This is a genomic window from Bacillus sp. DB-2, from assembly GCF_003315125.1.
Classification (GTDB): Bacteria; Bacillota; Bacilli; order Bacillales; family Bacillaceae_G; genus Bacillus_A; species Bacillus_A mycoides.
This window is the reverse complement of sequence record NZ_QNRN01000012.1, coordinates 79888-94071: the sequence shown is the minus strand read 5'-3', so window position 1 is coordinate 94071 and position 14184 is coordinate 79888. Positions and strand designations below refer to the sequence as shown.

12 protein-coding genes are annotated in these 14184 nt (G+C 36.1%); 3 read left to right on the top strand and 9 right to left on the bottom strand.

Annotated elements, in window-relative coordinates:
* Positions 1 to 77: 77 nt before the first annotated feature.
* On the bottom strand, positions 78 to 1622 hold the full coding sequence (locus DET63_RS20400; protein WP_113937681.1) for a cardiolipin synthase: 1545 nt from the start codon (positions 1620 to 1622) through the stop codon (positions 78 to 80).
* A 71-nt stretch (positions 1623 to 1693) separates the two neighbouring features.
* Positions 1694 to 2377 carry an adaptor protein MecA gene (gene mecA / locus DET63_RS20395; RefSeq protein ID WP_002149820.1) on the bottom strand — a complete coding sequence of 228 codons (684 nt, stop codon included), beginning with the start codon at positions 2375 to 2377 and terminating at the stop codon, positions 1694 to 1696.
* A gap of 436 nt (positions 2378 to 2813) precedes the next feature.
* Between mecA and DET63_RS20390 the strand changes: the two genes are divergently transcribed.
* Complete coding sequence (locus tag DET63_RS20390) at positions 2814 to 3488, top strand: TerC family protein (protein WP_002011349.1); 675 nt, start codon at positions 2814 to 2816, stop codon at positions 3486 to 3488.
* A 50-nt stretch (positions 3489 to 3538) separates the two neighbouring features.
* On the opposite strand, the gene spx is transcribed toward DET63_RS20390, so the two are convergent.
* Positions 3539 to 3934, bottom strand: coding sequence for a transcriptional regulator Spx (gene spx / locus DET63_RS20385; protein ID WP_002011348.1), 396 nt, complete (start codon positions 3932 to 3934; stop codon positions 3539 to 3541).
* 579 nt (positions 3935 to 4513) lie between these two features.
* On the opposite strand from spx, the gene DET63_RS20375 reads away from it, so the two are divergent.
* A complete protein-coding gene (locus tag DET63_RS20375; RefSeq protein ID WP_000559981.1) occupies positions 4514 to 4717 on the top strand; it encodes a hypothetical protein in 204 nt (67 codons plus the stop codon).
* A 29-nt stretch (positions 4718 to 4746) separates the two neighbouring features.
* On the opposite strand, the gene DET63_RS20370 is transcribed toward DET63_RS20375, so the two are convergent.
* Positions 4747 to 6393 carry a peptide ABC transporter substrate-binding protein gene (locus DET63_RS20370; RefSeq protein ID WP_113937680.1) on the bottom strand — a complete coding sequence of 549 codons (1647 nt, stop codon included), beginning with the start codon at positions 6391 to 6393 and terminating at the stop codon, positions 4747 to 4749.
* A gap of 353 nt (positions 6394 to 6746) precedes the next feature.
* Between DET63_RS20370 and DET63_RS20365 the strand changes: the two genes are divergently transcribed.
* The gene (locus DET63_RS20365; RefSeq protein WP_113937679.1) at positions 6747 to 8192 is read left to right on the top strand and encodes an MATE family efflux transporter; all 1446 of its coding nucleotides are present in this window, start codon (positions 6747 to 6749) and stop codon (positions 8190 to 8192) included.
* A 190-nt stretch (positions 8193 to 8382) separates the two neighbouring features.
* Here the strand turns inward: DET63_RS20365 and DET63_RS20360 are convergent, their stop codons facing one another.
* From DET63_RS20360 to DET63_RS20340, 5 genes are all read right to left on the bottom strand, one after another.
* Positions 8383 to 9318 carry an ABC transporter ATP-binding protein gene (locus DET63_RS20360; protein WP_113937678.1) on the bottom strand — a complete coding sequence of 312 codons (936 nt, stop codon included), beginning with the start codon at positions 9316 to 9318 and terminating at the stop codon, positions 8383 to 8385.
* On the bottom strand, positions 9311 to 10354 hold the full coding sequence (locus tag DET63_RS20355) for an ABC transporter ATP-binding protein (RefSeq protein WP_113937677.1): 1044 nt from the start codon (positions 10352 to 10354) through the stop codon (positions 9311 to 9313). Before DET63_RS20355 ends, DET63_RS20360 begins: the two co-directional genes overlap by 8 nt.
* A 20-nt stretch (positions 10355 to 10374) precedes the next feature.
* Positions 10375 to 11391: an oligopeptide ABC transporter permease gene (gene opp3C, locus DET63_RS20350; protein ID WP_113937676.1), complete on the bottom strand. Its 1017-nt coding sequence runs from the start codon at positions 11389 to 11391 to the stop codon at positions 10375 to 10377.
* Positions 11388 to 12317, bottom strand: coding sequence for an oligopeptide ABC transporter permease (opp3b, locus tag DET63_RS20345; RefSeq protein WP_000534164.1), 930 nt, complete (start codon positions 12315 to 12317; stop codon positions 11388 to 11390). Before opp3b ends, opp3C begins: the two co-directional genes overlap by 4 nt.
* 127 nt (positions 12318 to 12444) lie before the next feature.
* Positions 12445 to 14076, bottom strand: a complete 1632-nt coding sequence (locus DET63_RS20340; protein WP_113937675.1) for a peptide ABC transporter substrate-binding protein — start codon at positions 14074 to 14076, stop codon at positions 12445 to 12447.
* Positions 14077 to 14184 lie beyond the last annotated feature (108 nt).

The following is a 14184-nucleotide window of genomic DNA, read 5'->3' as shown; positions in this document are numbered from 1 at the left end:
TTTCAACTTCTTGTATTCTACAATTTACTACAAATTCCTCTCAAAAAAAGAGATGTCCTAAATTAGGACATCTCTTTCTATAATAAAGGTGATAATAACCGGTACGTCGATTCAACAATCCGCCTATGAAGACGTCTCTTATGAAATCGGTCAACATGAATTTCACTGGATTCTTCTAAATCGTCTTTAAAATCTTGAACGAGCTTTCTAATGCTACCTGTATCATATAAAAAGGCATTTACTTCAAAGTTTAAATGAAAACTTCTCATATCCATATTAGCTGTCCCAATTGATGCGAGATCAGAATCCACGATGACAACTTTACTATGAAGAAACCCTTTTTCATATTCATATATTTTTACTCCTGCATCTAATAACTCCGGAAAGTACGATCTTGATGCATAAAAGACAGTCCGCTTATCTGGCTTACTTGGCATTAACAAACGAACATCGATACCAGCAAGTGCAGCTACTTTTAATGCAGATAAAATATCATCATCTGGAATAAAGTATGGTGTTGCAATCCAAATCGATTTCCTAGCTGAAGCAATCATTGCAAAATATAAATGTTTAATTGTTTCCCATTTATTATCCGGTCCACCTCCAACAAGTTGGACTCCGCCCCAATGATCACCCTCAACTGCTTCCGCTTGTAAATATTCAGGTGCTAATACCGCCTCACCAGTCATATAAAACCAGTCTTGAAGGAAAATTAGCTGTAAACTTTGAACTGCTTCACCGCGTAAATATAAATGCGTGTCTCGCCAAAAACCGAAATATTTATCCTTCCCTAAATACTCATCACCAATATTTAATCCACCTACAAACCCCTCATTTCCATCTATAATAACGATTTTTCGGTGGTTTCGATAATTAATTTTATCGTTTAAAATTGGAAAGCGCACAGGGAAAAATGGAATCATTTCTACTCCTGCATCATTCAATTCTGCAATATACGAATTTGATAATTTAAAGCTTCCAACCGCGTCGTATAAAAAACGAACGACAACGCCTTCTTTTGATTTTTTTATTAAAATATCTTTAATTTCTGTACCGAGCTTGTCATCACGTACAATGTAATACTCCATATGAATGTGGTGTTTCGCTCGATTTAACCCATCTAAAATTGCCTGAAACGTTTCGTCTCCATTTGTTAATGTCCTCGTTTCAGTTTGAAATGAAATATTTAAAGCACCCAATCGATCTGCTAAACGAAATAACAATTCTTGATGCTTATGATTTCGTAAAATCCGTTCTTCGTAATCTTCGTGTCCCTTATATTGTAAAAACGCCTGTTCATCGAGTAATGCCTTCTTTTGGAACATTCTTTTTCTACGAAAGTTTTGTCCAAATAAAAGATAAGCAAAGAAACCGAACACTGGAAAAATACCTAGTACGATTAACCACGTAAGTGTTTTTGACGGATGGCGATTTTCTAAGAAAATAACACATCCAATTAAAAATGCGGAAACCGTAAATAAAATACTAATAATACCTAAAATCGAAACATCCTTTATCCCCATGACATCCGAATAAAATGCTACATCAATAAACATGCGTAATGAAACAAATAATGCGAACAGTAGTAGAAAAAAGAAAAGTAGTTTTAGTGTATTTTTCATCTCTTCCCCCCTAATAAGAAAGCCTTCCTATTCTTCATAAAAAAAGCCGATTTCATACTATAGAAATCGGCCTACGTTTTAGGAGGGAAATTGTTGCGAATTGTCTCAAGCGCACGCTCTTTCACAACCTGTTTCCCATACTCACTTACACGGTGAATCGTTAAAGTAGATTCTTCTCCATATTCTAAAACAATACTTAAAATACGATCAATCTCTTCTTCATCATGTAGCACTTCATCGAATTCCACATATACATAATAGCGGTCCTCAAATGAATGTAATTCATCTTTTATATCTTCAAAGATAAGACGATGACTTAATGAAATAACATCTTCAAAATCATTAAACTTAATTAAAAAGCCAAACGTACCATCTTCATTAAAGTTTGTTCCTACTTGTTCTTCTACCTCTTCCACTAATTCTTGCTGGAATAATGATTCGATGCCTTCATCTAGAGGAATGTCTATAATTTTGTCTACACCTATTGGTAATTCCAGCTTTTGTCCATCCTTTGAAAGCTCCGCTTTCGTTACAAGTACTTCAATCCCTTTATCGACTGCTTGCACTTGGATCCATAACGGCCCATCGATAAAGAAATCATCATGATCACGAGCTTCGTCCATCATCTCCCAAAAGAGCTCTTCACTTCGTTCGCGATCATACCAAATTTCTTCACGATTAAACCCTCTGTCCTCTATATCAATGTACGTAATAAAAAATTTCATCGTATGGTCATTAATTCTTTCAATATCCAAAATACAACGCTCCCTTCCTGCTTAGAATTGTTATGAAGGGATTCCCCACTCATATGACAAAACAATAGATTCTTGTACTCTCATTTTATGATAAGATTCTCCAGAAGGGAAATAAAATCGATTTATTTTACAAAAATAGTTATATACCTATCTGTATTCGACTTTTTACATAAAGTGAAACAATAATCAGTATTTTTTTCATCCTCCACTGATTATTAGCTCGCACTAATCGGAATAAATATACCATTATACCAATTCACTGCTCGCAAAAAATTTGGACATACATTCCCATATTCCCTCGTACACTGTAATAAAGTGAAACTTCTATTAGAGGTGATTATTTTTTCCCCAGGCGCGCGGGATCAAAACTAGACAAACTTTCTTCACCACATACATATATTTCGCTTATTAAAACATCATAAATGGAGGCAGACGAATGGACTTAGAGTTTTTAACATCTGTACTAATGATTGTCGGTATCGATGTTGTACTAGGTGGCGATAACGCAATTGTCATCGCACTAGCTAGCCGAAATTTACCTGAAGCAAAACGAAATAAAGCCATTTTGATTGGTACTATGTTAGCAATTGTGCTACGAATTCTCCTCACGATACTAGCTGTCTATTTACTTGATATCCCATTTTTACAACTCACCGGCGGAATTTTACTCACATTAATTGCGGTCAATTTACTCACTGATAATAACAACGACCTTTCTTCTATCAAAGGAAAAACGACTTTATTCCAAGCTGTGCGTACAATTGTATTCGCGGATCTCGTTATGGGGTTTGACAATGTTATTGCCATTGCAGGAGCAGCTCACGGAAGACTTTCACTCGTAATTATCGGTTTATTCATTTCTATCCCGATTATCATTTGGGGAAGCAAACTTATTTTAATACTCATGGAACGCTTTCCATTTCTCATTTATTGCGGAGCAGCAGTTCTCGCCTATACAGCAGGAAAAATGATTACACACGAAGACAGACTTGCAACGTTTTTTCATCATAATCCTAGTTTTGCCACAAGTATCCCTTATTTGTTCATTTTCACCATTTTATGCATAGGCTTTATCGTTCAACAAGTGCGATTACGTAATGTTAAACAGTAAAAAAAAACCTTCTACTCTATAATAGGTAGAAGGTTTTCATATTATTATAATTAATTTACAAGACGCTGTGCTTCACGTAATTGGAACGTTCTTACTGTACGTGGTAAGAAACGACGGATTTCATCTTCGTTGTAACCTACTTGAAGGCGTTTTTCGTCAATCATAATTGGACGACGTAAAATACCTGGATAATCACGAATCATCTTATATAAATCTTGAAGTGGTAAAGACTCTAAGTTCACATTCAATTCTTGGAAAACTTTTGAACGAGTAGAAATAATCTCATCCGTTCCGCTTTCTGTCATACGTAAAATCTCTTTAATCTCATCAATCGTTAATGGATCTGAGAAAATATTACGTTCTGTATAAGGAATATGATTTTCCTCTAGCCATAATTTCGCCTTTCTACAAGACGTACAGCTTGGAGAACTATATAATGTTACCATACAAAGCTCACTCTCCTTAAAGAGTACAAATTCTGTACTAATTACAGTTTAAATTTCTAACTTCCGCAATTTTTCGCGATAACTTGTCTTATAGCAAAGTAAAAAATCGCAATTCATGTAAGCAACAATAATTACTTTTAATAAGTAACTTCTATAATCATTATACAATAGTTTTTGCAAGAAATATACAGTGAATTTACTGCTAGTTGAGAAAATTTCTCCGTGTACTCCACTGCTATGCAACATGATTATACTGAGTAAAACTGTCCTTTAACAACGGTCTTCAACCCTTTTGATACTTACTTTCTACAATAATCTTCACTTGATATACAATTACAGTTTCATAATCTTCCTCGTTAAAAAGAGAGCGTTTTCTTACCTTTTCCCGACAAAACAATTGAGAAATGTAAGACTCTAAAGGTTAGAAATAAAAGGAACATTTGTTCTTATTTTAACAAATCTCTCCGCTCATGTCTATATGCTTTCTAAAGTAAATCGAATATTTTTCTGACATTTCTTTCTTTTTTACCATTTATCTCATACAATAAAAATACAGACAGACAAAGGGGGAATTTGCATATGATCGCTTTTTTTACTGATTTTATCATTGTTGCTACCCTCATCATCGGAATAACAGCATTGATTGGTGTCATTACAAATAGCATCGGTGAAAAACTCTTTGGTGGGAAAGAAAAAATGAAGTTTGTTAACAAAAGTTTAGATGTACAATCTGGCTGGAACCAAGTTGGCGGGAAAGGCATTTATAAAAAACGTACGTATTAAAAAAAAGCAGGTCATCACCTGCTTTTTTCTTATTTTCCTACTGATGCCCATTTAAAGCTTACATCGGGGCCATATTTATGGTTGTACATATCTTTAATTGTTTCTCTTTGTAAATATGCTCTACCACGTTGATATACCGGAACAATCGCAGCGTCATCAAGTAGCATTTTTTCTGCTTCAAGTAAGTTTTTCCAGCGAGCATTTACATCGCTTCCATCTTTCTTCGCTTTCATAATAATCTCATCGTACTTCGGATTAGAATACTTCATTTTGTTTTGGGCTCCGTCAGTTACAAACATATCAAGATATGTAACTGGATCTGGGAAGTCTGCCCCCCATCCAGAGAATGACATTACATAATCGCCTGCATCTTCTAATTTTAGTTTTTGTGCGAATGGTTGTTGTTTAATTTTCACTGTTAAGCCTGGTAAATTCTTTTCTAACTCACCTTTTAAATATTCACCAGTTTTCTTCGATAATTCAACGTCTTCATTTAACATCTCTAATTCAATTTCATTTTTACCAAGCTCTTTTTTACCAGCTTCCCAATACTTTTTCGCTTCTTTTACATTTGGTTTTATAATATCTCCATTTTCAGCACGGAAATCTTTTTTATCCGGACCTTTAATGAAATTATCAGGAATTAATCCTGTCGCTGGCCTAGAACCGTTATTTAATAATGTATCAACGAATGGTTTACGATCAAAGCCAAGTGAAATTGCTTTACGAATATTTTTATTTGCTAAAGATGGGTCTTTTTGATTTAAACGAAGGAAGAATACAGATGTCTCTTCTACTGTTTTGAAATCTGGTTTTCCTTTATATTTATCGATGAACTCTGCTAATAACGTCGCTCGATCGACTGCGTTTGTTTCATATAAATTAATTGGCGTAGACGTATCTTTTACAATATTAAAGTTTACTTCCTCAAGTTTCACTTCTTTATTGTCCCAATACGATGGGCTCTTTGTCATTTTGAAACTACGTTCATGTTGCCAATCACTTAATGTAAATGGACCGTTGTAAAGTGTTGTATTTGCTTCTAAACCAAACTTCGTCCCTTGCTCTTTCACATACTTTTCATTAACAGGATAGAAGATCGGATAGACCATTAAATCAATAAGATATGGGATAGAATTATCTAATTCTACTTCTAATGTATGATCATCAATCGCTTTCACGCCTAATTGGTCTGGACTCATCTCTTTTTTATTAATTTTCTCAGCATTTTTTATATCGTACATAATGTACGCCGATTTCGCAGCTGTATCTGGATTAATTGCTCTTTGCCATGCATACACGAAATCTTTCGCCGTTACAGGTTCACCATTTGACCATTTTGCATCTTCACGTAATTTAAATGTATACTTTTTACCGTCTTCTGACTTTTGGAATTCTTTCGCTACACCTGGAACTAATTTATCGTCTTTCCCAAGGCGGTATAGACCTTCCATCGTATTGTTCATTACTTTTGAAGAAACTGCATCAGCTGATAACGCAGGGTCCATCGTTGGAATTTCTTGCGTTTCAATTAAGTTTATAACTTGCTTCGCACCGCTTTTCCCGCTATCCCCTTTTGCGTTCGCTTGCGGTTCATCTTTTTGGTAGCCACATGCCCCTAAAATCATGCTCATTGCTACTGTTGATGCTACAAAAACTGGTATCTTTTTTTTCATACTTCCACCCTCCAAAAAAATGTTAGCCCTTTCATTTTCAAACAGAAAGAAATATATATATGTTCTAATAATTCATATTATACACACAAATATATTCTTTGTATATTTATATTTCTATTTTATTAAAATTTTCTGTTAACACTTTGTGTATTTGTAAACGTTTCATACTGCGTTTTTATTGAATTAAAGTGTTGAAAATGACGATTTTTATACTTTTCTAAATTATCAGAGAAAAATAAATTTTATATTCTATAATATCTTACGCATAATTATTCCTCCTTTTTTGTCATAAAATGAAGGTTTATTCATATTGAAAATATGTAGGCTAAAATAAGTGCAAAGGATATGAAAGTGTGTTACGATACACTTTGCTAAAAATAGATATCGGTAAAGAGGGGACGGACATGACAGCAATTCGCTCAAAAAACGGGCCAACAGAGAAATTAAGTTTATTCTTATTAACATGGCCTATTTTTCTAGAAGTTTTTCTTTTTATGCTGATGGGGATCGCTGATACTTTCATGTTAAGTGCATTATCAGACGATGCTGTATCTGGGGTTGGTGCAGCGAATCAATACCTTCATATCGCGATTTTAGTACTAGAAGTCATCGGGAATGGTGCAGCTATCGTTGTATCCCAATACCTCGGTTCTAAACGCTTTATGGAAGCATCAAAAATATCAGCATTAGCCGTCACATTAAATTTAGTGGTCGGACTCATTATAAGCGCTGGTTTTCTTTTATTTTCAAAACATATGATGACGGCAATGAATTTACAAGGCGATGTACTAACGTATGCACAAAGCTATCTATCCATCGTCGGAGGAGCTATTTTCCTTCAAGCTATTATTAACTCATTAGCCGCAATTATCCGCGTTCACGGCTTTACAAAGCAAGCGATGTTTGTTTCGCTTGGAATGAATATTATTCATATCGCCGGAAACTACGTACTTATTTTCGGGAAATTCGGTTTCCCTGAACTTGGTGTGCAAGGGGCCGCGATTTCTTCCGCTGTCAGCCGGTTAATCGCACTTATCATTTTCTTCTGGTTACTATACCGCGTTATGGAATACCGTGTGAAATTACAATATTACTTCACTTTATCAAAAGAATATGTTGGCAAAATTTTGAAGATTGGCATTCCATCTGCATTCGAACAAGTCATGTATCAAGCTTGTCAAATTGTCTTCTTATATTACGCAACATACTTAGGTACGGAATCGTTAGCTGCAAGACAATACGCTACTAACATTTCCATGTTCACTTATTTATTCGCCATTGCTATCGGTATGGGAACAGCTATTATCGTTGGACGCCTAGTTGGCGGAAATGAAAAGGATGAAGCTTACACACGCGTATGGAAAAGTGTACAATGGGCGATTGGTGTAACTTTATTTATGGTCATGCTCGTTGTTACATTCCGCACACAATTAATGGGACTATTTACGGATAATCCTCATATTATCGCTCTAGGGGCAAGCGTTCTTTTACTAAGTGTACTACTTGAAACAGGACGGACGATGAACATCGTCATCATTAATTCACTTCGTGCAGCTGGCGATGCAAAATATCCTGTTTTAATCGGCGCATTCTCCATGGTGTTAATGAGCTTACCACTCGGTTACTTTTTCGCCTTCCATTTAGACATGGGGCTCGTTGGTATTTGGCTAGCGATTGCTATTGATGAATGGACGCGGGCGATTATTATGTTCTTCCGATGGAGAAGTAGATCGTGGGAAAATTATGCACTTGTTAAACCTGATGAACAAGAAGATAGTGCTTCTGTTCAAGCGCAATAAAATAAAAGTGTTTCTAAATGAAAAAAAGGCGGCTGATTTCAGTCGCCTTTTTCTTCATTCTCGGAAACTCTTACTTCGCTGTCTTTAAACAGAAAAAGAACTTGGATAAAATCTCTTTATACTAACTTAAGTTTAACTAGTATAAAAAAGTAGAGCCATCCTTCTGTAATAGAAGAATGGCTCTACTTTTTTATTGATAAATCTCTTTATATTTCTTATACTCCGCTTCAGAACATAATACGAAATGTCCTGGGCGAATTTCACGCATTGTTGGTACTTCGCTACCATAATCATGCTGAGTTGGATCGTATACGATACGTTTACGATTGCGCTCATAATCTGGATCTGGAAGCGGAATTGCAGATAGTAGTGATTTTGTATATGGATGCATTGGATTCGCATATAACTCTTCACTTGTTGTCAACTCAACGATTTGACCACGGTACATTACACCAATGCGATCACTAATGTATTTTACCATTGATAAATCATGGGCGATGAATAAGTATGTTAAACCTTTTTCTCTTTGTAACTGTTTCAGTAAGTTTACAACTTGCGCCTGAATCGATACGTCAAGTGCTGAGATTGGTTCATCAGCAATGATAAATTCAGGTTCTACAGCTAGCGCACGAGCGATACCGATACGTTGACGTTGTCCGCCTGAGAATTCATGCGGGAAACGGTTCGCGTGCTCTTTATTTAAACCAACTGTATTTAACAGCTCGTGAACACGGTCCATACGCTCTTTTTTGCCTTTTGCTAGTCCGTGAATATCAATACCTTCTGCGATAATATCCCCTACTGTCATACGAGGATTTAATGATGCATATGGATCTTGGAAAATCATTTGCATTTTACGGTTGAACTTCTTAAGTTCTGCGCGTGATTTTTTCCCATGTACATTTTCACCATCGAACAACACTTCACCGGCAGTTGCATCGTATAAACGAATGATCGTTCTTCCAGTTGTTGACTTACCACAACCAGATTCTCCTACAAGTCCAAATGTTTCACCGCGGTAAATATCAAATGAAATATCATTAACTGCTTTAACAACACCACCACTCACATCAAAGTGTTGTTTCACATTTTTCACTTCAATTAATTTCTCACGTTGTTTAGTCATGTTGTTCACCTGCTTTCATTTGAAGAATACGTTTTTCAACAACTGCTGGTGGTTTTACTTCTGGCGCTTGCTCATGAAGTAACCAAGTTGCCGCATAATGTGTATCACTTACTTTAAATAAAGGTGGTTCCATTTCAAAATCAATTTTCAGCGCCTGCGGGTTACGTGGTGCAAAAGCATCACCCTTTGGCGGTTTTAATAAGTCTGGAGGCGTTCCTGGAATCGCATATAGCTCGTCCTCTGAACCATCTAAGCTTGGCATAGATGCGATTAAGCCCCATGTGTATGGATGTTTTGGATTGTAGAAAATTTCATCAACCGTTCCAATTTCAACAACTTTACCAGCGTACATAACCGCAACTCGGTCTGCAACGTTTGCCACTACACCTAAGTCATGCGTAATGAAAATGATTGCTGCTTCTGTTTTTTGCTGAATGTCCTTCATAAGTTCTAAAATTTGCGCTTGAATTGTAACGTCTAGCGCTGTTGTCGGCTCATCGGCAATTAATAATTTCGGATTACAAGCTAACGCCATCGCAATAACTACACGTTGTCTCATACCACCTGAGAATTGGTGAGGATATTGTTTTAAGCGCGCTTCTGGATTTGGAATACCTACAAGGTCGATTAATTCTAAAGCAACTTTACGTGCATCTGCTCTACTCATCCCTTGGTGTTTAATAAGACCTTCCATAATCTGATTACCAATTGTCATCGTTGGGTTTAATGATGTCATTGGATCTTGGAAAATCATCGCAATGTCTTTACCGCGTACTTGCTGCATTTCTTTTTCTGTTAGTTTCGTTAAATCACGACCGTCAAATACAATCTCTCCATTTTTAATACGGCCTGGAGGATTCGGGATTAATCCCATTAGCGCTTTAGAAGTAACTGATTTCCCAGAACCAGACTCTCCTACAATCGCTAATGTTTCCCCTTTTTTCAAATCAAAAGTAACTCCGCGCACTGCTTGTACTTCACCTGCATGTGTATCAAAGGAGACTTGTAAATCTTTTACCTCTAACAATGTTTTCATTTTTACTTCTCCCTCCTCGTTTACTTACGCATTTTTGGATCTAACGCATCGCGTAATCCATCTGCCATTAAGTTGAATGCTAGAATTAACATACTGATGACAACCGCAGGGATGAACATCATGTGTGGATACGTTTGAATTGATTTATATCCATCATTTACAAGAGAACCAAGTGATGCGAATGGTGGCTGAATGCCTAAACCGATGAAGCTTAAGAATGCCTCACCAAACACCGCTGATGGAATTGTAAACATTGTCATTACGATAATTGGTCCCATAACGTTTGGAATTAAGTGTTTCACAATTAATTGTGTATTTGTTGCACCTAATGTACGAGACGCTAATACATACTCTTGGTTTTTTAACTTTAAGATTTGTCCACGAACAATCCGCGACATCCCTATCCAACCTGTAATCGCCATCGCGAGTGTGATCGACCAAATACCTGACCCCATAATGATTACCATTAAAATAACGATGATTAAGTATGGAATACCGTTAATAATCTCCATAATCCGTTGCATAATATTATCTACTCTGCCGCCGTAGAACGCTGAAATACCTCCGTATGCAACCCCAATTACTAAGTCAATTGCTGCTGCTAAAAGAGCGATATATAATGATACACGCGTACCTTCCCAAGTTCTTGTCCATAAATCACGGCCAAGATCATCTGTACCAAACCAGAAGTACTCTTTAATATCACGTTTTTCATATTGGTCAACACCATATTGATCTGTACCGTCAAATGGTAACCAATGAACATTTTCAATCACTGGAATTTTCGGTGGCATTTTCGCACGACCTAAGTCTTGCTCTTTATACGAGTGTTTACTTATCATCGGTCCAAAAATTGCTAGTAATATAATAAGCGCTAATAAAATGAAACCAAACATTGCTCCTTTATGTTGGAACAATCGTCTTCTTACATCTTGCCAAAACGTTAAGCTTGGACGGGCAATGACTTCATTATCAACATTATTTTGATTGGCTTGTTGAAATAAATCTGGAGATAATTTTTGTACATCTTTCATCATTTTTTCCCTCCCGCTAAACGAATACGAGGATCAATAATTCCGTATAAAATATCGACAATGAAAATAACTAAAATGAAGATTGCACTATAGAAAATCGTAGTTCCCATAATAATTGTATAGTCATTTACTGTAATAGATTTAACGAATTGTTCCCCAAGTCCTGGTACAGCATAAATTTGCTCAATAACAAGTGTCCCTGTAATTAATGCAGCAACCATTGGCCCTAAAATTGTTACAACTGGAATTAACGCGTTACGAAGTGCGTGTTTTACAATGATAACGCCTTGACTAATCCCTTTTGCTTTCGCTGTTAAAATGTAGTCAGCTTGCATAACTTCAATTAATTCTGCACGAGAGAAACGTGCGATTGTTGCGATAACTCCCATCGATAGTGCAATTGTAGGCATTACAGTAAACTCCGGTCCTTTCCAGAATGCTACTGGGAACCAACCAAGTTTTACCCCTACGAAATATTGTAGTAATGCGGCGAATACGAATGATGGTACCGACATCCCGAGTACGGAAATAATTGTCGCCCCATAATCGACCCACGTATTGTTACGAAGTGCCGCAATGATTCCTAAAATTAAACCGATAAATGTTCCTAATATAATCGCTTGTAAACCAAGTTGTGCTGATGGTCCAATACGATCCACAATCATATCTGTTACCGGACGGTTATCATATTGGAATGATACCCCTAAATCACCTTTTGCTAAGTTACCTAAGTAACGTGCATATTGAACTGGTACCGGATCATTTAAACCATATTTTTCAAGAATGATTTCTTTTTGTGCCGGTGATAACTTCTCCTGGTTTTTCAGCGGAGAACCCGGAAGTAATTTCATCAAGAAGAAAGTCAGTGTAGTAATTAAAAATAATGTCAAAGCCATGTACACGAAACGTTTTAATACATAACGTCCCATAGTCAAGCACCTCCCCGTTTTTCTCAAAAGCAATAAGATAGTTTAAAATATTCTTACTTTTATTTTTTTAAAATAAGAGCATATGCCCATCATAGGCATATACCCTTATTCATGATGGAAACCATTTTTAGTTTTTGAGTTCAACCCACTTATAGCTAAATTCTCCGCCATATTTATGTTCTAATAGGCCTGTAATTGAACTACGTTGTAAATATGCCTTTCCAGGTTGATATACTGGAGCAATCGCTGCATCTTCAAGCAGTTGTTGTTCTGCTTTTAATAGAGCATCCCAACGAGCTTGTACATCTACTTCTGTTTTGGCTTTCTTAATTAGTTCATCATAAGCTGGATTTGCGTAATTCACTTTATTTTGTGAATTACCTGTTGTATACATTTCAAGGAATGACATTGGATCCATATAATCTGGACTCCATCCCGCATATGACATCGCATAATCTCCACTTGCTTCAAGTTTTAATTTTTGTGCAAATGGCTGCATTTTTGTTGAAACTGTTAAACCTGGTAAGTTCTTTTCGAATTGTCCTTTTAAATACTCTCCGATTTTTTTGGCATCATCAGTATCAAAGTTTAATAACTCTAACTCTACTTTGTCTACACCAAGTTCTTTTTTACCAGCTTCCCAATATTTTTGAGCTTCTTTAACATCCTCTTTTATAAGCTTTCCGTTCTCTTCACGGAAGTCTTTTCCGTTAGGTCCTTTTGCCAAACCCTTCGGAACAAAACCATACATTCCTTCTGAACCATCGTTTAAGATAACTTTCCCGATATTTTCACGTTCAAAGGACATCGCAATTGCTTTTCGGATATTTTTATTTGCTAAAAACTTATTTTTTTCATTTAAGCGAATGAATTGTGTAGATGGTCTCTTAATTGTTTTAAAATCAGCATCTGATTTGTATTTATCTACAAACTCTGATGTTAATACTACACGATCAATTGCTTTTGTTTCATATAAATTTATAGCCGTTGAACGATCCTTAACAATATTGAAGTTTACTTCCTCAAGTTTTACTACTTTATTTTCCCAATACGTCGGGTTCTTCGTCAATTTGAAACTTTGTTCATGCTTCCATTCATTTAAAACGAATGGGCCATTATAAAGTGTCGTATTGGATTCTAATCCGAATTTATCTCCTTGTTCTTTTACAAACTTCTCATTCAAAGGATAAAATGTTGGATAGACTGTTAAACTTACAAAATAAGGAACAGGGTTGTCTAATTCCACTTCAAGTGTGTGATCATCAACGGCCTTTACACCAAGTTCTTCAACTGGTAACTCTTTTTTGTTAACTTTCTCCGCATTTTTAACATCAAATAGTATGTAAGCAAACTTGGCACCCGTATTTGAATCTACAGCTCTTCTCCAAGAATAAACGAAGTCTTTAGCTGTTACAGGATCACCGTTAGACCATTTCGCATCTTCACGTAATTTAAATACGTACTTTTTACCATCCTCTGATTTCTCATAGGATTTAGCGACACCTGGAACGAGTTTATCATCTTTCCCCAGACGATATAATCCTTCCATTGTATTATTCATGATGTTAGAAGATGCTGCATCTGTTGATAACGTCGTATCCATTGTTGGAATCTCAGCTGTTTCAGTTAGGTTTAACACTTGTTTATTTGAGGCTTTTTCCTTTGCGCCTGCTTTGTTATCTTCTTTTTGATAACTACAAGCTCCTAACATACTCACTGTCAACGTTGATGCAATTAATAACGGTATCTTTTTCTTCATGTTGTGTTACCTCCCCTAATTGCACTTACTGTACCCTCACTTGTAGAAAAGCAGAATTGAAAGAATAATCTCCAAGTTTCTACAATTTTCATTATACATATAATATGA